Raw genomic sequence first — 18,851 nt, 5'->3', positions numbered from 1 at the left:
TCAGTAGGCCTGCCGCACCCGAGACACCGACAGCCGCAGAGCGGGCTCGTACGAGGAGCCGTTGAGCGCCGTGATCGTCCAGTGGTACCGGTCAGGACGGGTCATCACACCCCAGTCGCTCCGGCCGCACTTGTTCACCTTCGACCCCATGCTCTTGTCCGGCAACAGGCCGCGCTCGTCGTAGAGCCGGACGGTGGCGGATCGGAATCCGCTGGCGTTCCCCGAGATCCGGCAGCTCGCGAACGTCGTGGCAGTCCGCACATTGTCCTTGTGCGAGTCCTGCCAGCTCCTCGAGTTCTTGCCGATCGCGACACCGGTCAGCTTCGACGACCAGGAACCCTCGGCGAACGCCGGCGCCCCCGCGATCACCGTGGCGGCCACGACTCCCCCTGCGACGGCTGCCGCGAGACGACGACTGAAATTGAACATTGCGCTTCCCCCTTGAGGTTACAGCCCGGGCTGTCCGGGCCGAGAGCACGCTACTGTACGGTGAAACACCAGTACAAGGTTTCAAGGGGGCGCAGTGGGCATAAAGATCGACGAACTCACCTTCGGGTACCGGCGAGACCACGCGGTGCTCTCGGGGCTGTCGACGGTCTTTCCGACAGGAGCGAGCGTGCTGCTCGGGCCGAACGGCGCCGGCAAGTCGACCCTGCTCGGACTTGTCGCCGACACGCTTCGACCACGCACCGGGACGATCAGCATCGAGGGGCTGGGGGAACCGGGCACACACGGAAACCGACGACAGTACCGCCGCGGCGTCGCATGGCTTCCCCAGTGGAGCGGCGCCTTCCCCGGCCTGACCGCCCGGGAGCACGTCGCGTACTGCGGCTGGCTGAAGGGCCTGTCGCGCGCCGACGCCTGGGATCGCTCGGCGGCTGCCCTGGCCGCCGTCGATCTCGCCACCCGAGCCGACACACGAGCTACCTCGTTGTCGGGCGGCCAGATCCGGCGGCTCGGCGTCGCTGGCGCGCTGGTGTCCGGCGCACAGTGGATCCTGCTCGACGAACCGACGGCCGGACTCGATCCGGCACAGCGCGCGCGGTTCGCTCGGATGATCCAGAACCTGCCGACGGAAGTGTCCGTCGTCGTCTCGACGCACCAGACCGAGGACGTCGCCGCGACCTACGACCACGTGACCGTCCTCGTGGACGGCCGGGTGCCGTTCGCTGGTTCGGTCGGGGCGTTCACCGAGCCGTTCGCAAACCTCTCACCCGCCGAGGCGATCACCGCTTCGTACGCGCGGTTCACGAGCGAGGACGGCTGATGCGCCCGATCATCCCGTGGCGCAGCCGAGCGGCAGTGTGGCTCCTCATTCCCGGGTTGCTCGGCATCGTCGCCTACAGCGCGCAGTTCGCAGATGAGACGACCGTCGCCGGCTACTGGCCCGCCGCGATGGCTGGCTCCGCGATCTACTTGGTCTTCTCGTGCGGCGTCGCGGCCACGGCTGGCGCTTGGGAAGGAAGACGCTTCCGGGCGGCTGCGCCCGTGATCGAGTCCAGCAGCCGATCCAGCGCAGCAGTCGTCGCCGATCACCTGTGGACGCCATTGGCCGCCGGCCTGTTGCTCCAGGTCGTTGCGATCGCGCTCATGAGTCGGGACACGTGGGGCGCTCCCGGCGGCCCATCGCCCCTCGTCGGCGTGGCCTTCGTAGGGATCCTGTTCTTCCACAGCTGCATCGGGTTCGCACTGGGGCGATGGCTCCCGCCGGTGGCGTCCATCCCGTTGAGCCTGCTCGTCTCGTACAGCTGGCTCGGCTTCACCTGGTCCGTGGACTACTTCCCAGTCCGGTACCTCGCCGGCCTCGTGATCGCGGACTGCTGCTCGGTCGAGACCTCGCTCGACGTCCGGGCACCGATCATCGCAACGGCGTTCAGTCTGCTCGCCGGGTGCAGTCTGCTCGTCATCGCGGTCGCTCGCCGCTCGAGTGGTGACCGTGCGCACCGATTCGGCGTCCAGATCGGCGCGAGCTCGCTCGCCGTGGTCACCCTCGTCGCCCTGGCCTCCGGGTCCGGCCTCGGCGCAGCACCGATCCTTGGTCGCCCGCAAGCGCAGGCGACCTGCAGCGGCGCGGCACCGACGATCTGCCTCTTCCCGGAGCAACGCGACACCGGCAACTCGGAATCCGTCATCCGGAAGGCCGTGGAGAACCTCAGTCGCGCTGGCATCACGGTGCCGCCGACCATCCGAGCGAGCAACGCACCGGCGACGGTCGACGTCCTGGACATGATCGTCCAGGTCCGGATGACCGACTCCGACCTGCTGCACAGCATCACCACCTCGATGCTCGGCGACGCCGAGGTGGCGTACTGCGGCACCGAGGAGGACGACACCGAACGCCGCAACGATGCCGCCGTCGCCAACCAGTGGCTCATCGACGTCGCCGCCGAGGGCATCGTGAACGCCGACCACGTGGAACCCGCCCTCGAGCTGGACAATCCCGACGTTCTGCGAGCCCTCCGTCGAGCTCCGGTCCCCGCTCAGGCCGCGTGGGTCACCGCGACGGTCGACCGGCTGACGGATTGCTCGATCGGCCACATCGCGGTGCCGTCCTCGTGATCTGGTGGCTGCGCGTCCACCGCACCCTGCCGTTGCTCGGACTCACGACCGCCCTGACGGTGCTCTCGATCGCGCTCGGCCCGATCGGCATGTTCTTCCCCTCGTTCGGTGGCGGCGCACCGTTCGCGCTGATCCCCGTCGCGGCCGTACTCCCGCTGGTGATCGCCATCGCGACGAGTGCTTCGATCACCCGTGCACCCTTCCCCGCTCCGACACGGCGGACGGACCTGCTCGAGCTGACCACCGTCATCGCGGTGGTCGCGGTGGTGACGGCCACCGCGAGCATCGGCCTCGCGATCGGCGCCGAACCCGAGGCCGCGGTCGCGACCGCCCGGAACACGATCGCGTTCTGCGCACTCGCACTGGTCAGCCGAGCGGTACTCGGCGACCGGTACCAGTCCGTGCCAGGCGTGCTCTACCTGTTCGTCGCAGCGCTGTTCGGCCGCGGGACCCCGGACCGATCAGCCGGATGGGCCGGAGTCGTGTCGACGAACACCGACCCGGCGTCATGGGCGTTCGTCCTCCCCATGGTGATCGCCGCCATCGTCAGTCCGCTGGCACACAGGCTGGGCACAACGACGTAACACGCAATTTACTTTCAGAGCTGGCGCGTGCTTGCGAAAGACGCTTTCATGGCGGGATGACGATCACCGAGCGGCCCGAGCGATCCGAGCGCGCCGACGCCTTCGCCCTCGTCCGCACCCAGTCAGCGAGCATGCCGTCGAGCATGCGCGCCATCGCCGACGCCGTCCTGGACGACCCGGCTACCGCGGCCACCACGAACGCCACCGACCTCGCCAGCCGCGCAGGTGTCTCCCCCGCCACCGTCTCCCGCTTCGCCCAGCACCTCGGCTTCGCGAACTTCGCCGCCCTGCAGCGCAGCATGACCCGGGCCGTCGAACGCGGCATCCACGAGCGCGAGCACACCGAGATCCACGCCGGGGTCGCCGTCGACGACGACGTCGCCACGGTCATCGCGAAGGTCACCGAGGACGTCCGAGCGGTGATGGCCGACACCCGCGCCGCACTCGACCCGAACGCCCTCGAAGCAGCGGCAGCAGCCGTGAGCGATGCCCGCCGAGTCGTCCTGTACGGCGTGGGAGCGAGCGGCATCGTCGCGCGTGACCTGCACCTCAAGCTCGAACGCATCGGCATCGTGAGCTCGATCGCCGACGACCCGCACAACGCTCTGACCCTGGCGAGCGTGATCGGCGAGCACGACGTCCTGGTGCTCGTCAGCCACTCGGGCTCCACCGTCGAGACGCTCGAGGTCGCCCACGCCGCCCGAGCCCAACAGGCCACCATCGTCGCGATCACCGGCCACGCCGCCGCCCCGCTCGCCACCACCGCCGACCTCGTCCTGCTCGGTGTCGCCGGTGCCGAGAGCGCCCTGCGCCCCGCGGCCATGGGCAGCCGCATGAGCCAGCTCGCCATCGTCGACACCCTGTTCATCGTCGTCGCGCAGCGCACCGACGAGCGCTCCCAGCCGCTCCTCGCCCGCAGCCGCGACGCCGTCCGCACCCACCACCGGAACTGAGCACCACCATGACCCACACCCACGACGCCCTCCGCGACGAACTCGCCGCCCTCACCACCGAGGCAACCGACCACTCGCTGGACGACATCGACACGATCTCCACGCTGGAAGCTGCCCAGCGCATGAACGCCGGCGACCGCAGCGTGCCTGCGGCACTGGAGCCGTGCCTCCCGGCCATCGCCCTGGCGGCAGACGCGATCGCCGCAGCGTTCGCGCGTGGTGGCCGACTCGTCTACGTCGGCGCCGGCACGCCGGGCCGGCTCGGCGTCCTCGACGCCAGCGAGTGCCCGCCCACCTTCGGCACCGATCCCTCGCAGGTGGTCGGCGTGATCGCCGGCGGCGACGTCGCCCTGACCACCGCCGTCGAGGGCGCGGAGGACGACGAAGCAGCGGCCGTCCGCGACCTCGACGCGCTCGGCCTGACGGCCGACGACGTGGTCGTCGGGATCAGCGCGTCCGGCAGGACGCCCTACGTGATTGCAGCCATCCTGGAGGCCCGGCGCCGCTGCGCCCTGTCGGTCTCCGTCGCGTGCAACCCCGACTCGGCCGCGGGGCGGGAGGCCGACATCGCCATCGACGTCGTCGTCGGCCCCGAGTTCATCGCCGGGTCGACCCGCCTGAAGGCGGGCACCGCGCAGAAGCTCGTGCTGAACATGCTCACCACGCTCGCGATGGTGCGCAGCCACAAGACGTACGGCAACCGGATGGTCGACGTGCGGGCGACGAACGCGAAGCTCGTCGCGCGGGCGTTCTCGCTCGTGCAGGACGTCACCGGCGCCCCTTCCGCCGACGTCCAGGCGGCGCTTGATGCCTCGGACGGCGAGGTGAAGACCGCCATCGCCGTGATCCTGACCGGCGCCTCGGCTGCTTCGGCCCGTGAGCGCCTCGTCGCTGCCGACGGTTCCCTGCGCGCCGTGCTGTAGACCTCTTCCCCTTTCCCCGCTTTCCTTCCGCTCGATTCCTTCCCCCGAGGAGCACAGCAATGCCCGATGCACAGCAACTCGCCCAGCAGATCCTCGACTCCGTCGGAGGCTCCGCGAACATCGCCGACGTCGAGAACTGCATGACCCGGCTCCGGGTCGAGGTGGTGTCCGAAGAGTCCGTCGCGCTCGACGAGCTCAAGGCCACCGACGGCGTCATGGCCGCCATCGCGGCCGGCTCGAACCTGCAGATCGTGCTCGGCCCGGGTCTCGTCGACCGCGTGGCCGACGGCCTGGAGGCCCTACGCTCGGCCGCCCCTTCGGCTGCGGTTGGCGGGTCTGGTGCGTCGCCGGAGGAGCTCGCTGCTCGCGGTGCGTCCATCAAGGCGACCACGCGGGCTCGTTCCGATGGCCGCACCATGCGCGCGATCCGGAAGATCTCCGCGATCTTCATCCCGCTCATCCCGGCACTGATCGCCTGCGGGCTGATCGCCGGGATCAACGGCATCCTGACGAACCTGGGGTGGGTGCCCGGAGTGACGCCGTTCCTCGGGGTGCTGTCCTCCGGCTTCCTGTCCCTCCTCGCCGTGTTCGTCGGCATGAACGCAGCGAAAGAGTTCGGCGGGACGCCCATCCTCGGTGGTGCAGTCGGCGGCATCATCGTCGCGGCCGGTGTCGCGAACGTCACGGTGTTCGGCGAGACCCTGGCTCCCGGGCAGGGCGGCGTGCTCGGGGCGTTGGCCGGCGGCATCCTCGCCGCCTACGTCGAGCGTTTCATGCGGCGCGTGACTCCGGACGTGATCGCGCTCATCGTCGTGCCGACCGTGACCGTCCTCGTTGCCGGGTCGATCACGCTCGGTGTGCTCATGTCCGTCGCCGGAGTCGTCTCTGTCGCGATCGGGACGGCTGCTACCTGGCTGCTCGCCAACGGTGGGGCCTTCGCCGGCTTCGTGCTCGGAGGCCTCTTCCTGCCGCTCGTCATGACCGGTATGCACCAGGGGCTCATCCCGATCCACGCCACACTGATCGAGCAGACCGGGTGGACCGTGCTGCTGCCCGTGCTGGCGATGGGCGGTGCCGGGCAGATCGGTGCGTGCATCGCGCTGTGGGTGCGGTTCCGTTCGAACGCTTCGCTGGTGCGGACCATCCGGGGCGCGCTGCCGGCCGGGTTCCTCGGCGTCGGTGAGCCCCTGATCTACGGTGTGACCCTCCCCCTCGGGCGGCCGTTCATCACCGCGTGCATCGGAGGGGCGTTCGGCGGCGGTGTCGTTGGACTGTTCGACCAGCTCGGGCACTCGGTCGGGGCGATCGCCATCGGCGCCTCGGACCTGTCCCTGATCCCGCTGCTGAACGGTTCGTCCGGCTACGGCTGGGCGCTGCTCGGGTACGGGTCGGGGCTCGCGGTCGCGTACGTCGTGGGGTTCGTGGCAACGTTGCTGTTCGGGGTCTCCGCGTCAGTGCGGGCTGACCTCGAGGCGCAGTCATCAAAGCCGTCCGGCGACACTGTCGCTCCGGATGCACCGCTCGACGTGCACGTCATGCCGGCCGACTCCCTACGAGCTGGGCGCTGATGTGGTTAGTCGCGAGCGAGCACCTGGCACAGGTGCGCTAGCTGGTCCCACGACGATCCTGCCGCCGCAGCGTGCACCACGTTCGCGTTCACCTCTCTGCACAGGTCAGAAGACTCTGCCGGCGCACGTGGCCCAGCGACCGCGATTGTCTCCGCTGCTGCGCGCGTGGAGGTACTGGTGGTGGCTGACGTCTCCACGAACATCGCCTAGCTGCTCCGCGATCTGGCTTTCAAGTTCCTGCGGTCGATCGGAAGCGTCCGTGCCCATGGCACAGCAACTCCAAAAAGCTCACCTAGACGACCGTGCTGGCATACGACATGACCCAGCTTGCCTCGCGGAATACAGGCGGCAGAGCCTCTACGAACGAGCAAATAACAGGCGCGTGATGCATTGCCCGTCCCCGATGTCGATCCAACCGCTATCGGCGCGATAGAACCCAGATAGCGCTAAGCACCTGTTGCCTGAACCATCAGGGAACCCGAAACACAAAGGCCATCGGGGACGTTCAACGAGACAAAGGCGCGGTGCGGAGCCAAATCCACTCCGATCAAGCCCTCCGCGTCGACGAACATCGTTGTGGATCCAGCACATCGGAAGTTCTTCGATGCACCTACTGCATAGGGCGTACCGGGCGCTCGCATGGGCGGATCGCTCGGCAAACACTTCATAGACAACTGCGAGCACGCAATATGCGCACGCGGGATTACCGACCTAACCGCTCGGATGACGTCTGGTCGAGGATTATCGTAGGCTCCACCGCGCCCGTTTGAAACAAACACCCGTTCCGGCGAAACCGCCAAGCACAGCGCCTCGACACATCTAGCAGTCGCCGACACCGTGCCCATCAATCCCCCGTGATGCGAAAGAACCAAGCACTTAGCTGCGAGGGAAGCACCTGTCGCTACGAGCTGATCGAAACCAACGTCGTCCAGATCCCCCGGTAACAACATTATTGGTTCCCCGGCGACATCGATCCGCAGAACCACACTCATCGAATTCGAGGTGATGCGCCTTCCGGCCGAATCACGTGACCCCGGCCCGTGCAGACGAAGACTGGTCCGTGGTGCGAGTGCACGAATATCGACCGATTCGGAGAATGGGACATCATGTCCAGCACCGAGCTGGCTCTGCAGCATCTGACCAAAGCGCGACTCAGCGTCCTCGATTGCGAAGACGAGCTCATCCCATTGCTTTGACATCTTGAGGGCATCGGGGTTAACGAAGATGTGATTCACACGAATACTGTTATTCAACATAGCCAGCAAGCCCGCGGTATGATCTTTGTCCGCATGCGAAACTACCACTCCGTCAACGACACTGATTCCCTGCTCTTGAAGGTAAGCAAGGATTCCGACGCCAGGACCAGTGTCTATCAAGACGACTCGGTCGTCGTCACGGAGAACAACTGCACTACCATGACCTACATCGAGGACATCTATACGCAACGCTGCGCGAGAGATCATTCGCGAACCTCCCATTCAGTCAAATACAGCGCAAGTCCCGCCTCGGCGCCCAGATTTGCCTGGGCAAATGTCCTGTATCCGGGCCGGACAAGTTTCTGCAACGGGGCCGGGAGGTCGCTCCGCGAAACCCAAATGCGGTCGCTACCCTGCCAGCTGGGCAGCTCAACAAGCATCAGTTCGGGATTCGTGTTATCCGAATCGAGGAAGTGGACTTGGGCCCTCCACGGCTTCCGGTCTTCCACAAAACGGCCGGCAATCTCTTGCAAACCTCTTTCAAAGGCTCGCTCAATCATTTCAGGTTTGAGTTCATCGGGCTGGAGGATAGCGGGGATATACCGCAGATGCGGACGAATATGAATAATCTCCGCGGATTCAAACCGAGTACACAGAATTGCCGGTACTTTGCGTCGCATCCACCTACTTGCAAGCTCGGCGCCATTGAACTGTGCATAACCTGAAGTCTGAAGCTTGAAGTCCGTGATTCCTGCGTCGAACCCTCCAGACCGTTCCAGAAACCCTTCGATGGCACCTAACCGATCTTCCGAAAAGACAACTGGTTGGCGATCCCAGAGCTCCACCTGGATCTCGAATAAATCACGCACATCCGCATCATCGTCGATGACGGCTATCTTGAAGAGTTCATTGACCGTTGTCATCACTTAGTCCCTATTGAGAATCGGGAGCCGTACGGTGAACGCTGCCCCACCCATTGGACCCGATGCGTCGACACTTATTTTCCCTCCGAGGTCCGCAACTGCATCGCGCACGATCGTTAGCCCTAAACCGGTCCCACCGGGTCGCCGCGATTCTCCCGGCAACCAGATGTCTCTGGTGCTAATTCCGACGATACCTGGCCCACTGTCACAGACCTCCAAGTACCAGGACGACTCTTCCCGATAGGTGGAAATTCGAACTCGGCGGTCCTCAGTTGCCGATTGTTCGAATATCGACAAGCTGTTATTGATCAGATTTGCCACTATGGACTCTAACGCGGCTTCGCTCCCTTGGACAAAGGCTTCATCAGCCGCGATAGTAGTCTCAACCGTTACTTTCCTCCCCTCGAGGAACGGTGAGTAAGTATCCAGCACCTCTTGAATGCTCGAATTCAGATCAACTCTCCCGACGCGACGTTTTTCGCCGTCGATCAGCCGAAGAGTGGCCTGCGCAAGGACGCCGATCGATCTCGTCGCCCGCCGTATCGCGGTGATCGACTTCTCGATCACGCCTGAGTACGCGGCTTCTCCCAGCTCACGCTTCGTCTTGACTTCAATCGCATTGGTAGCAATCTCAATCAGTTTGACCGTGTTGCCACTGGCCTCGTGTGCGAACGTTGCAGTTGTTATGCCAGCGGTGCTGAGGGTTCGGTACAACTGGACCTCCTTACGGAGCGCACGGACCTCGCTTTCCCGTGCTGAGTCGTATCGTTTGAAAACCCGCTCGAGTTCTCCCCTTCGCTCCGACGATGGAACACGAGCAATCTCGCGGTTCACCGCGGTTTTTTCGCCCGCGCTTCTCGTCGATGTCTTGACTCGAGTTGCTCGACGGCGCTCTTCAGCTATCGCCAGTCTTCGACGAGCCATCCAATCTAGTGCGTCCCTGCCGAACTCTTTCAGCGTTTCGAAAGCATCGTTCTCCACGAATCCGCTGCGGTCAGTCTTTTCAGTTAATCGCGTCCCTGAGTAATTAAGTTTTACGCGGCCGATAGATGTATTGGTACTAGGGCGCTCTTCGGGATTTCGTGCACGCGCAAGGTTCATGTCCAGCCAATCATTGCCGGGGTTTCCGTATGGGTTCACCCGAAGCCCATTCAGGTATACGTGCACGCCGCCGAATGTGTTAAGCCATTCCCGCACCTCCCCAACACTTGTCGTCCTTGAGACGAAAGTCGCCGCGCTCAGCGAAAACGTCCAAAGCTCGAAGGTCGCGTCCGGAATGTCATAAGTTCTCGTACCCCCGAATTCCGTGCTAATCCCACTGGTCTCAAACAGTACCAGCCCGCGCCAGTCCAGCACTCGGGCTCGCGCAACGCCATCGATAACCTCAGCAATCAAATGGTAATTAGCGTCCTCGAAGTATCGAGCGTCTACGAGCCGCTCAAGGTCTTCAAATTCGGGAGCTCGCAAGCGCGGCTTGAAGGCCGTTTCGCTCTCCACAAATGGGTCTGCGAGAAGAATAAGCGATCGAGCAACTCGCTTCACGTCCATTCGACCGATTCTCCGACGAAGATCAGAAACAACGATTTCGGATCCATGCGCGATGTCGACGTCGGCTTCACCGATTGGGATGATTACCTCATCAACCGTGTCTACCGCATCAAACTCCCGCCAGTCCAAAGTTACGGTCGACGCATTTCTATCGCCCTTTTTTCGTGAGCGCAAAACCGCCGTTTCTCCTAGCCGAAGTGCGGCCAGCCGTCCAAGCCCCTTGTTGCCGGCGGGCGCTCGCCCCTTCCCGGTCCGTGAAGAACTTGTCTTCGAGGAGCTACCGAGGACGAGCCATCCATTCAAAATCTGATCCACACTCATGCCGATGCCGTCATCGGTTACAGAGACGCGGCCTCGACCGGTGGATTGAATTTCGACTACGACATTCTCTGCGTCAGCATCATAGGCATTCTTGACCAATTCTAGTATACCCTGGTCTATGCTCGGGTTCAGCTCTTCGCCGAGGCGACGCAAAATTTCCGGCGCGAACTTGAACGAACCGTTCACGGGCATCTCAAGCGTCGATTCTTTGAAGAGGAGTATTCGCCACAGCCCCTACGGTGAGGTGCCTTAATCTAATCTCCCGATTCAGATGAGCATCAATTTGACGCCCTTCTAGTGCAACTAGGTGCTTCTCGCACGTGGCCAACAGGCCGTCTCGCGGCCGCAAGACAATCAAGTGATTCTCTACTGCAACCATTTGGTTCGACGCAACCAGGGTTGCCTTCATTCTGGGTGCTTGCTCCGGTCTCGATGTCCGACGCACGACGATGAACGGCGCTTGGTGTAATCGACCGGAGAAGCCCCTGACTTCTATCACTTCAGCGAGTCGCCTTTTGCCCCTGATATGCGTCGAGTCCAGGTAGGGATGCTTTGAGCCGACGTCTTCGTGCCGATGTGGCACCACCGATCCGACAGACACCTGGAAAGTGTCCCCGATAACGCGTTCAGGGGCGGCGAGTGTCCTATCGAGATTGCATGCGGCACTCCAACCCACTCCAGGCGCCGTCGGCCTGGGTGAACTTGTGCGTCGGAGTCGCAAAATGAAGATGTGGACATCCGTAAATGCATCAAAAGTGTCCGCTACCTCGATGCTCTCGATGACGCCATGCCTGAGGATCTCCTCGCGCCACCGCCGATACCGACTCCCACTGCGCAAAACGTCGGGCAGTATAGCTAAGAGCATCGCGTTCTCGGACATTTTCCGCAGTGCATGCAGGACAAACACCGCCGCTGAGTTGACCGAGCCGCTCGACCAACCGGTCGAGCGCTCCTCTACCATAGGGTTGAAGGGCGGGTTCATCACCACGTGAGTGGCCGATTTCAAATCGATTGGATCGCGGAGGAAATCGGCGACGACGAAGTTCTCTTCAAGCAGGCCCGGCCCGGCACAGGCAGCCATCATCCGATTGCGTGAGATTGTTATAAAGCTGGGTTCAATGTCGTATCCTCGTACCTGATACTCGGGGCTAGCATTTTTACCAGCTCGACGCAGCTCGCGAACGGCTGGGAGGAGAAGGCTCGCTGCACCACAAGCGGGGTCAATCACCACGGAGGATTCATTGAGCTGTTGAAGTATCGGTTCCCAGAGACTGGTAGCCAGTTCATCCCCCGTGAAGTAGATCCCATTAGTGTGACGCCAGGAAGCGTCGGTTGTGAACCGAAGAGATCGTGCGACCTCGTCCGAGCTGTCGCTGTCAGCAGATCTGTCGTCACTGCGCGCAGCCGTCCGGTCCACGTCTCGGCGGTCCTCCAGGTCAACAGCCAGGCAATCAGTCATCACAGCAGGAGCGTAGCGCGGGATGCCTTCGGTCGGCACGCACCTCCATCCGGAACACATAGGACTGTCGTTCGGCGGGATTGAAGAGTTTGGAACGTCTCGCCATCGAGTGTCTGTTGATCGCTTCGGGTAGTTCTGTCGGGAACTGGCGCCTGAGGATGCAGAACCGTGTCGGTGCCGGCATCTGGTCAGAAGAGGCCCCCGCGACGTGCGCCCCTGGCAGACCTTCCAGCCGATCAGGAGGAGTGCGGCGCTTCTCGCTAAACCCGTGTCGAGCCTCTAGTAGCCGTCAGACAGTCTGATAGCGGGCCTAAGTTGTCTAGCGACCAGCTCAGCACAAACCGCCCCCGCGTCCCGCCCGCCTCCAACCGCTCATGCGCCTCCACAGCCCGCGCAGGCGCCAGTACCTCCGCGACCCGCGGCGTCAACGTCCCACTCTCCACCGCGTGCCGCAGCTGCTCGAGCTTGTCGAACGACCGGTACTCCGAGAACACCATCACCTGCACGAACTCGATCCCCCGGTCCCCGTTGCCCTGCCACCCCCGCACGTCGAAAAAGACTCCCCCGTCCCGAACGGCGTCCACCACCTCGTCGCGCTGCACTGCAGCATCGGCGAGCGCGTCGACCCCGTCCGGCACGAGCTCGCGCACCGCGGCAGCGAACCCATCACCGCGCGGCACGATGTGGTCCGGCCCGAGCGACCGGACGAGTGCTTCGTCCGCCGGAGCAGCATCCGCGATCACGGTCAGCCCGGCGGCCTTCGCCAGCTGCACCACGTAGTTCCCGAGCAGCCCCGCGGCCCCGGTCACGGCGAGCGTCTGCCCCGGCGCGAGCGAGGCGTGCGACAGGATCTGCAACGCCGTCAGCCCGTTCATCGGCACTGTGGAGGCGAGCGGGAGAGACGTCCCACGAGGGATCCGCGTGAACGACCCCACCGGCGCGACGAGCTCCTGCACGTAAGCGCCACCGTGGGCGGTGAGCGGCAGCGCCACCGCCATGACCTCGTCGCCGACCTGCCAGCCGGTGACGTCGGGCCCGACCTCGTCGATGACACCGGCGGCGTCCATCCCGGGCACGTACGGCGGTGAGGCCTGCGAGCTGTCCCGCTGCCCGGCACGCACGCCCGTGTCGGTCGGGTTCACCGCGAACGCCTGCACCCGGATCCGCACGGATCCAGCCCCGGCGTGCGGCTCCGGCACCTCGTGGACGGCGAGGGCCTCGGGCCCTCCGAACGCTTCGACTCCGATGACCTGCATCCTCCCGGTCTACGCGCCGGTTGCTTGACGCAACCTGACGCGACCAGCACACGGCCTGGAGGCCCGGCACCACCCCGCCCCGCGCCTCCCGCCCGTCAGGGGGTGCGGTCCACAGCACGTGGTGCGCCATGCTGGCACCGTGCGTTTCGACGAACTCCTCACCCGGTCCGACGGTCCCGCGATCGCCGAGGAGCTCGCCGCCCTCCGCCGACCCGCACGGTACGTCCTCGAGGGCATCCACCAGGAGTCCCGGCAGCAGTTCTGGCAGTTCCGTGTCGACATCGACGAGCCCGCGCAGACCTGGACGCTCGTCCGTCAGCGCGCCAAGCCGGTCTCCTACCGCGAGGGCGTGCTGTACGACCCCGACGACGGTCCGCACGAGGTGTCGTTCGCCCGGAGCATGGTCTCCGATCCCGTCGTCCGGATGGCCGTGCCCGACCTGATGCTCCGTTGGGGTCGCGGCCCAGAGAGCTTTCACCCGATCCTGGTCCAGCACATCGGCGAGCACTCGATCCTGCTGACGTTCGAGCACCACGAGGACCCGGCGTTCCGCACGACGCTGGTGATCGACGAGCGCGACGGCATCGCCCGCCGTTCGTACGAGCACGGCGAGGCCACGATCGTCACGAGCGTGCGGACCGCCGAGCCGGACGAGGTCCTGCCCCTCGTCCGCTTCGTGCCACCGACGGACTGGATCCGCCCGCAGCACTGAGGTCGTGGCGGTTCCGGTTCGCGATCCCCGACGATCCCGAGCCAGAACCGTCAGACCTCAATCGTCATCAGGGCCGTCACCGGTAGTCGTCCGGGTCACCGAGCACGCAGCGCGAGTCCACATTGACGTGCGCGCGGATCTTCGTGGCTGCGATCGACGCACGAGGCTTGCCGTCGGCGCGTGCGACCACAGCGGAAACGTCACCCGTCGCTGCATCCATCTCGGTCCGCGTCGTTGCGAGCTCGTACCCTTGCTTTCTCCAGTGTTCACTGGCCTGTTCGACGAGCACCCGCGGGTCATCCGGTCTGTCCACCTCAACGTAGTAGCTGAACTGCACCGCCCTCTGCCCGTCGACCTGGCAGTCGTTCGCGACCGGCTTCGGGACTTCCTGCGGCCATGTGTCGGGAGCGAGTTCCAGGACCGACCGGAGTTCCGTCACGGCCTGCGAGCGCGCTTCGTCCATGGTCATGGTCTCGCTCGGCTCTGCCATCCCGCACCCCGAGAGCACGAGGGCAATCGTGCCGGCCAGAGCGGCAGCGGTCATCGGCTTGTCCACTCGCCTCGTCATCACAGCCGACCCCGTTGCGTGCCGAGTCGTCTGGACCACACCAATCCGTCCTCGTAGTCGTCCGGCGAACCCTCGGCGCACTGGGAGTCGACGTAGAGGCTGATACCGCGCTCACTGAATTGGAACGAACCCCAAGGCTTCCCGTCCGCACGCGCGGTCGCCGAGTACGCGACGCCGTACTTCCCGAAGTCCTCTTGCGAGGGTTGCACGTCCAACCCCTTCGAGCTCCAGAACTCCTCGAACGACGTGGAGAGTTCCTTGGGATCGGTCGTCTGGTCGATCGTCACGAGGTACTGGAACCGGACTCCGTCGCCCCCGTCGGCACATCGCGTGGCGACCGGGTCTGGGACCTCGGGCCAAGCCAGCGGTTCGTGGTCCATCGTCTCTCGCAAGAACGCCACGGCGTTCTGCTTCGCCTCGTCTGGTTGCATCTCGTCTTCCCCGTTCGAACCACAGGCCGTCGCCGTCGCGAGGAGCCCGACCACGGCGACGAACCCGAGGAGCGACTTCGACAGGCTGTTCACGGCATGGTCACTTTCGCTGTTCCCAACATCGTCTTCGTGCCGCTGTCGAGGTATCCGACGTTCCGAGACTCCCTGCCATCCCGCACCCCGCCAGCGCGAGGACGATCGTGCCGGCCAGAGCGGCAGCGGTCATCGGCTTGCCCACTCGCCTCGTCATCGCAGCCGCCCCCACCTCGACACCGCCACTCGTCGTGATCCTGCACCGACCCCGTTGCTTCGCGGTCGCCTTCGCGTCGTTGTCGACCGACACCGGGACCAAGTAGGCGAAGCGGACGCCGTCATCGCACTGCTCAGCGGTCGGTTCCGGGGTGTCGGGCCATGACACGTCCACGGCCTTCTCGGTCTTGCGGAGCAGTTGCAAGGCTTCAGCCTTCGCGTCGCTTCGCCACGGCTGTTATTCATCGTCCGGAGAGCCAGCAACACACTGGGAGTTGACGTAGACGAGTGCATTTCCGTTCGTGATCTCGAAGGCTGCGCCCGCCTTCCCGTCAGCCTTCGCCGTGGCTGCGTACACGGTCCCGTACTTCGACCCGAAGTCCTGCTTGCTCCGCTCGACCTGGAGTCCTTTCGAGCGCCAGAACTCGGCCAGGGAGTCAGCGAGTTCGGTCTGCTTCGAGTTGACCGGAGCATGCACCATGTACTGGTACCGGACACCCTCCGAGCACTTCTTGCTGACGGGGTCCCCGGGCGACGACCAATCGATATCCGTTGACGTCGTGGTCTGGTCGAGCAGCGCCAGGGCGTCCTTCTGCGTTTCTTCCGGGGTCATGGTCTTCCCTTCGGCCGCGCATCCGGCGACCACGATCGTGGCGGACAGCAGGGCTGCCAGCACGGCGAGCCTCTTGCGGTTCGGCGCATGACGCGCAGTCCTCACGGCGTACATGTGCTCGGCGTGGGTCGCAGCGGCGTTCGGGACCGAGGACGGGATACCTGCTGATCCGAGGGTCACGAAGGAGTGCACCCAAAGGTCGGGTGAGGCCGCGAGCGCCACTGCCGCGGTGGTCGATCCGCACGGGTGCGCAACGACGTCGAGCTGGGCGTCCGGACGAGCCGCCCCCGCCTCGAAACCGTCACTCGTCGTAATCGTGCACCGACCCCGTCGCGCACGGAGAGGTCACCTGCACCGCGACCGACGTCGAACTGATCTGGTACGCCGCTCCTGCCGCACCATCCCGGTCGGCAGTCGCCGAGTAGAGCGTGCCCCTCGCACCGAAATCCGTCTCGGACGGCGATACTCGAAGACCTTCCGACTCCCAGAGCTGCCGGAGTGACTTCGCGGTCGCCTTCGCGTCGTTGTCGACCGACACCGGGACCAAGTAGGCGAAGCGGACACCGTCATCGCACTGCTCGGCGGTCGGTTCCGGGGTGTCGGGCCACGACACGTCCACGGCCTTCTCGGTCTTGCGGAGCAGTTGCAAGGCTTCAGCCTTCGCGTCGTCAGGGGTGTGCATTGATTGGCTCCCTCCTGCACAGGCCGTGAGGCCCCCGGTCAGCAGACTCACCGTCAACACGACGAGCCCGATGCGTTGCTTCGCCATCACGGCAGGGTCACCTTCGCCACGGCTGCCAGCGTAGGGGTACCGAAGTCGAGGTAGCCGTGATCGTGCGAATCGTTCGGCGCCGTGAGGTCATGGATGTTCACGCCGTTCTCTCCGAATGTCTTGATCCTCGTCGCGCCCTCGAAGCCGTCAGTTGGGTCGAGTCGCATGCTGTACTTCCGGCCGATGAACGCGATGTCGCCCTTTTCGACTCCCTGCGCCGCGTACATGTGCTCGACGTTGGTCGCCGCTGCGTTCGGGATGGAAGTCGGAATGCCCGCTGAACCGAGCGTGACGAGCGAGTGCACGCCCAGGTCGGGGTTCTCGTGGAGCGCGATCGACGCCATCGTCGAACCGTAGGAATGTGCCACGACATCGAGCTGAGCGCCTGGCCGCGTCGCACGGAATCCACCGAGGTCGGCGGCCAGCTTGGGCGCTCCTCGTTCAGCGTACGAATCGCCGAAGACACCGAGGTTCCCGGTGGTGGCGGCATTCGGCGGAGCTTCGTACCCCAACCATGTGATCATGGCCGTGTTCGCTCCGCGATCCATCTGACGCTGCGAGAACATGATGTTCGAGGAAGCACGCATGTACTGCGTCGTGTCCGCCAGCGACGACCCCATCCCCGGGACAACGAAGCTGACGCCGTCGGCGGTGTCGAGATCGCCGAGGGAGAACGCGCCGAGGGGTGGTTCCCCATCGTGGAACGACACCATCTGCCGGGGGACCGAGTCATCGACTGCGAGTTGGGTGCGGGCTCCGGCCGTGAAGTTCTCGAGCCGGTCGCGACGAGTTTCGGCGGCGTTCAGCTTCTGCTGCGCCGCGAGCTGCGCGGTCCGACCGATCGCCGTCTTGAGGTCCTTCTTCGCGGCCTTCACCGCTTCCTTCGCTTGCTCGTACGCCCGCTGCGCACTCAGCCGGTTCGCCTGATCACGTGCCCAGTACGGCACACCGTTCAGGTTGCCGATCACCGCGGGCAACGCCGTGATCAGCGCGTCCTGCGCCGCCGAATGCTCCCCCGCGGTGCCGCGTCCACCGAGCCCGTCCCACCACGCCTGCACGACCTCGGGCGGCATCCCGGCGATCCTGTCGGCGACGGCCTTGTCCTGCGCCGCGAGTACTTCCGGCGGCATCCCGGCCACCGCCCGCAGGAAGTCGGCGTCGCTCATCGCGGCGAGCGTCCCCGCGTACCCGACGGCGACCCCGAGCACCTCACTGTCAATGAGGCCCGCCGCTGCCGCACGGTCCGCAGCAGCCCGCCGCTCCACGAGGGCGTCCCACTCCGCGTCGAGTCGCTTCGCCGCGGCGGCGAGGTCGTCAGCGTCGGTCTGCAGACGATCGACTCGACGGTCGTCGGCTTCAGTGGCATCGCTGCCCGCGGCCGACGACCGAGCGCTGCCCATCGAGACGGCGTTGGCGACCGAGTCGACGGCGTTGGTCAGCTGAGCGGCTTGGATGCGTTCGGCCTCGTCCTGGATCTGTCGGACGGCTTCGGCGTAGGTGTCGAGCACGTCGATCGCTGCGTCGAGTCGACTGATGATGCGCTGCGCGGCGGGCGCGATCGTCCCGACGGTGGTGGTGAAGCGGTCCTTCGATGCACCGTTCCACCCGTCGGCGTCGTGTTGCGCGCTGGCGACGTGATGCGCGCCCGTACGGATGTCGTCCTGGTGATCGGCGAGCGCGCTCGAGAGCCTGGTGATCGCGCCCGGGTCGCCGGCGAGTGGGTCCGCCGCCATCACTTGCCCTCGGCTCTGCCGGCCAGGTCGTCGTCGGCGTCGGCGAAGAGCGACTTCGTGTCCCTCGCGTACTGCCCGAGCGTCCGGCTCGTGTCCGCGAGCCACGAGTCCGACCGCTGCTGCGCGGTCCGGAACGTCGCGAACGCCTGCGCGACGTCGTCCGCACCGAACGCGCCGCCCTCTGACGGCACCGAGGCACCCGCGAACGTTGCGGTCGCTTTCTCGAGCGCGCCGTGGACGGCTTCGAGCGTGCTCCACGACACTGTCAGATCGGCCATCGTCTCCCCCGTCTCGCCGTAGCGGCCCGCACCGCTTCCCCGTCGGCAACATATCAGAACAGTTGCGGGACGCAACCGCCGCGAGCGCGGCCTGTGGACGACCAACCCGCACCGCCCCTCCGATGCGGCCCGAGCCGTTGACGGTTCCGGTTCACGATCCCCGACGATCGCGAACCAGAACCGTCATCGGCCGGAAACCGAACCG

20 protein-coding genes are annotated in these 18,851 nt (G+C 65.2%); 8 read left to right on the top strand and 12 right to left on the bottom strand.

Translation table 11 applies throughout. From position 1 onward, the window contains the following. Positions 1 to 429, bottom strand: a complete 429-nt coding sequence (locus H7A73_RS12885; RefSeq protein WP_182066320.1) for a hypothetical protein — start codon at positions 427 to 429, stop codon at positions 1 to 3. 94 nt (positions 430 to 523) lie between these two features. Here H7A73_RS12885 and H7A73_RS12880 point away from each other — a divergent pair, with 94 nt between their 5' ends. From H7A73_RS12880 to H7A73_RS12855, 6 genes are read left to right on the top strand one after another with little or no spacing between them, the layout of a single operon-like run. Next, a complete protein-coding gene (locus tag H7A73_RS12880; RefSeq protein WP_220456616.1) occupies positions 524 to 1,267 on the top strand; it encodes an ATP-binding cassette domain-containing protein in 744 nt (247 codons plus the stop codon). After that, a complete protein-coding gene (locus H7A73_RS12875) occupies positions 1,267 to 2,559 on the top strand; it encodes a hypothetical protein (protein ID WP_182066319.1) in 1,293 nt (430 codons plus the stop codon). Before H7A73_RS12880 ends, H7A73_RS12875 begins: the two co-directional genes overlap by 1 nt. Then, positions 2,556 to 3,143 carry a hypothetical protein gene (locus H7A73_RS12870; protein ID WP_182066318.1) on the top strand — a complete coding sequence of 196 codons (588 nt, stop codon included), beginning with the start codon at positions 2,556 to 2,558 and terminating at the stop codon, positions 3,141 to 3,143. Before H7A73_RS12875 ends, H7A73_RS12870 begins: the two co-directional genes overlap by 4 nt. A 56-nt stretch (positions 3,144 to 3,199) precedes the next feature. After that, a complete protein-coding gene (locus H7A73_RS12865; protein WP_182066317.1) occupies positions 3,200 to 4,096 on the top strand; it encodes a MurR/RpiR family transcriptional regulator in 897 nt (298 codons plus the stop codon). A gap of 8 nt (positions 4,097 to 4,104) precedes the next feature. Further along, positions 4,105 to 5,019, top strand: coding sequence for an N-acetylmuramic acid 6-phosphate etherase (gene murQ / locus H7A73_RS12860; protein ID WP_182066316.1), 915 nt, complete (start codon positions 4,105 to 4,107; stop codon positions 5,017 to 5,019). Between the two features lie 59 nt (positions 5,020 to 5,078). Then, positions 5,079 to 6,587, top strand: coding sequence for a PTS transporter subunit EIIC (locus H7A73_RS12855; RefSeq protein ID WP_182066315.1), 1,509 nt, complete (start codon positions 5,079 to 5,081; stop codon positions 6,585 to 6,587). A 446-nt stretch (positions 6,588 to 7,033) separates the two neighbouring features. Here the strand turns inward: H7A73_RS12855 and H7A73_RS12850 are convergent, their stop codons facing one another. From H7A73_RS12850 to H7A73_RS12830, 5 genes are all read right to left on the bottom strand, one after another. Continuing rightward, positions 7,034 to 8,050 carry a ComEC/Rec2 family competence protein gene (locus tag H7A73_RS12850; protein ID WP_182066314.1) on the bottom strand — a complete coding sequence of 339 codons (1,017 nt, stop codon included), beginning with the start codon at positions 8,048 to 8,050 and terminating at the stop codon, positions 7,034 to 7,036. Then, entirely contained in the window at positions 8,047 to 8,706 is a 660-nt protein-coding gene (locus H7A73_RS12845) for a hypothetical protein (RefSeq protein ID WP_182066313.1), read from the bottom strand. Before H7A73_RS12845 ends, H7A73_RS12850 begins: the two co-directional genes overlap by 4 nt. Positions 8,707 to 8,709: 3 nt before the next feature. After that, positions 8,710 to 10,761, bottom strand: a complete 2,052-nt coding sequence (locus H7A73_RS12840) for a sensor histidine kinase (RefSeq protein WP_182066312.1) — start codon at positions 10,759 to 10,761, stop codon at positions 8,710 to 8,712. 7 nt (positions 10,762 to 10,768) lie between these two features. Continuing rightward, positions 10,769 to 12,073, bottom strand: coding sequence for an N-6 DNA methylase (locus H7A73_RS12835; protein WP_182066311.1), 1,305 nt, complete (start codon positions 12,071 to 12,073; stop codon positions 10,769 to 10,771). A 221-nt stretch (positions 12,074 to 12,294) separates the two neighbouring features. Beyond that, entirely contained in the window at positions 12,295 to 13,290 is a 996-nt protein-coding gene (locus tag H7A73_RS12830; RefSeq protein WP_259362881.1) for an NADP-dependent oxidoreductase, read from the bottom strand. A gap of 139 nt (positions 13,291 to 13,429) precedes the next feature. Here H7A73_RS12830 and H7A73_RS12825 point away from each other — a divergent pair, with 139 nt between their 5' ends. Beyond that, positions 13,430 to 14,002, top strand: a complete 573-nt coding sequence (locus H7A73_RS12825) for a hypothetical protein (RefSeq protein ID WP_182066310.1) — start codon at positions 13,430 to 13,432, stop codon at positions 14,000 to 14,002. 76 nt (positions 14,003 to 14,078) lie between these two features. On the opposite strand, the gene H7A73_RS12820 is transcribed toward H7A73_RS12825, so the two are convergent. Further along, on the bottom strand, positions 14,079 to 14,558 hold the full coding sequence (locus tag H7A73_RS12820; protein WP_182066309.1) for a hypothetical protein: 480 nt from the start codon (positions 14,556 to 14,558) through the stop codon (positions 14,079 to 14,081). A gap of 11 nt (positions 14,559 to 14,569) precedes the next feature. Next, positions 14,570 to 15,055, bottom strand: a complete 486-nt coding sequence (locus H7A73_RS12815; RefSeq protein WP_182066308.1) for a hypothetical protein — start codon at positions 15,053 to 15,055, stop codon at positions 14,570 to 14,572. A 176-nt stretch (positions 15,056 to 15,231) separates the two neighbouring features. Here H7A73_RS12815 and H7A73_RS18115 point away from each other — a divergent pair, with 176 nt between their 5' ends. After that, positions 15,232 to 15,357: a hypothetical protein gene (locus H7A73_RS18115; RefSeq protein ID WP_259362879.1), complete on the top strand. Its 126-nt coding sequence runs from the start codon at positions 15,232 to 15,234 to the stop codon at positions 15,355 to 15,357. 131 nt (positions 15,358 to 15,488) lie between these two features. Here H7A73_RS18115 and H7A73_RS12805 read toward each other — a convergent pair whose 3' ends face one another. The 4 genes from H7A73_RS12805 to H7A73_RS12790 all read right to left on the bottom strand — a co-directional run bounded on the left by H7A73_RS12805 (position 15,489) and on the right by H7A73_RS12790 (position 18,646). Further along, a complete protein-coding gene (locus H7A73_RS12805; protein WP_182066306.1) occupies positions 15,489 to 15,926 on the bottom strand; it encodes a hypothetical protein in 438 nt (145 codons plus the stop codon). Between the two features lie 238 nt (positions 15,927 to 16,164). Further along, the gene (locus H7A73_RS12800; RefSeq protein WP_182066305.1) at positions 16,165 to 16,545 is read right to left on the bottom strand and encodes a hypothetical protein; all 381 of its coding nucleotides are present in this window, start codon (positions 16,543 to 16,545) and stop codon (positions 16,165 to 16,167) included. A gap of 86 nt (positions 16,546 to 16,631) precedes the next feature. After that, entirely contained in the window at positions 16,632 to 18,368 is a 1,737-nt protein-coding gene (locus H7A73_RS12795; protein WP_182066304.1) for an alpha/beta hydrolase, read from the bottom strand. After that, on the bottom strand, positions 18,368 to 18,646 hold the full coding sequence (locus H7A73_RS12790; protein WP_182066303.1) for a hypothetical protein: 279 nt from the start codon (positions 18,644 to 18,646) through the stop codon (positions 18,368 to 18,370). The genes H7A73_RS12795 and H7A73_RS12790 overlap by 1 nt, the downstream gene beginning before the upstream one ends. Positions 18,647 to 18,851: the final 205 nt, after the last annotated feature.

Source organism: Curtobacterium sp. ME12 (assembly GCF_903970855.1).
GTDB classification, from domain to species: Bacteria; Actinomycetota; Actinomycetes; order Actinomycetales; family Microbacteriaceae; genus Curtobacterium; species Curtobacterium poinsettiae_A.
Note: the sequence above shows the minus strand (reverse complement) of the source record. Positions and strands in the feature narration are given on the sequence as shown.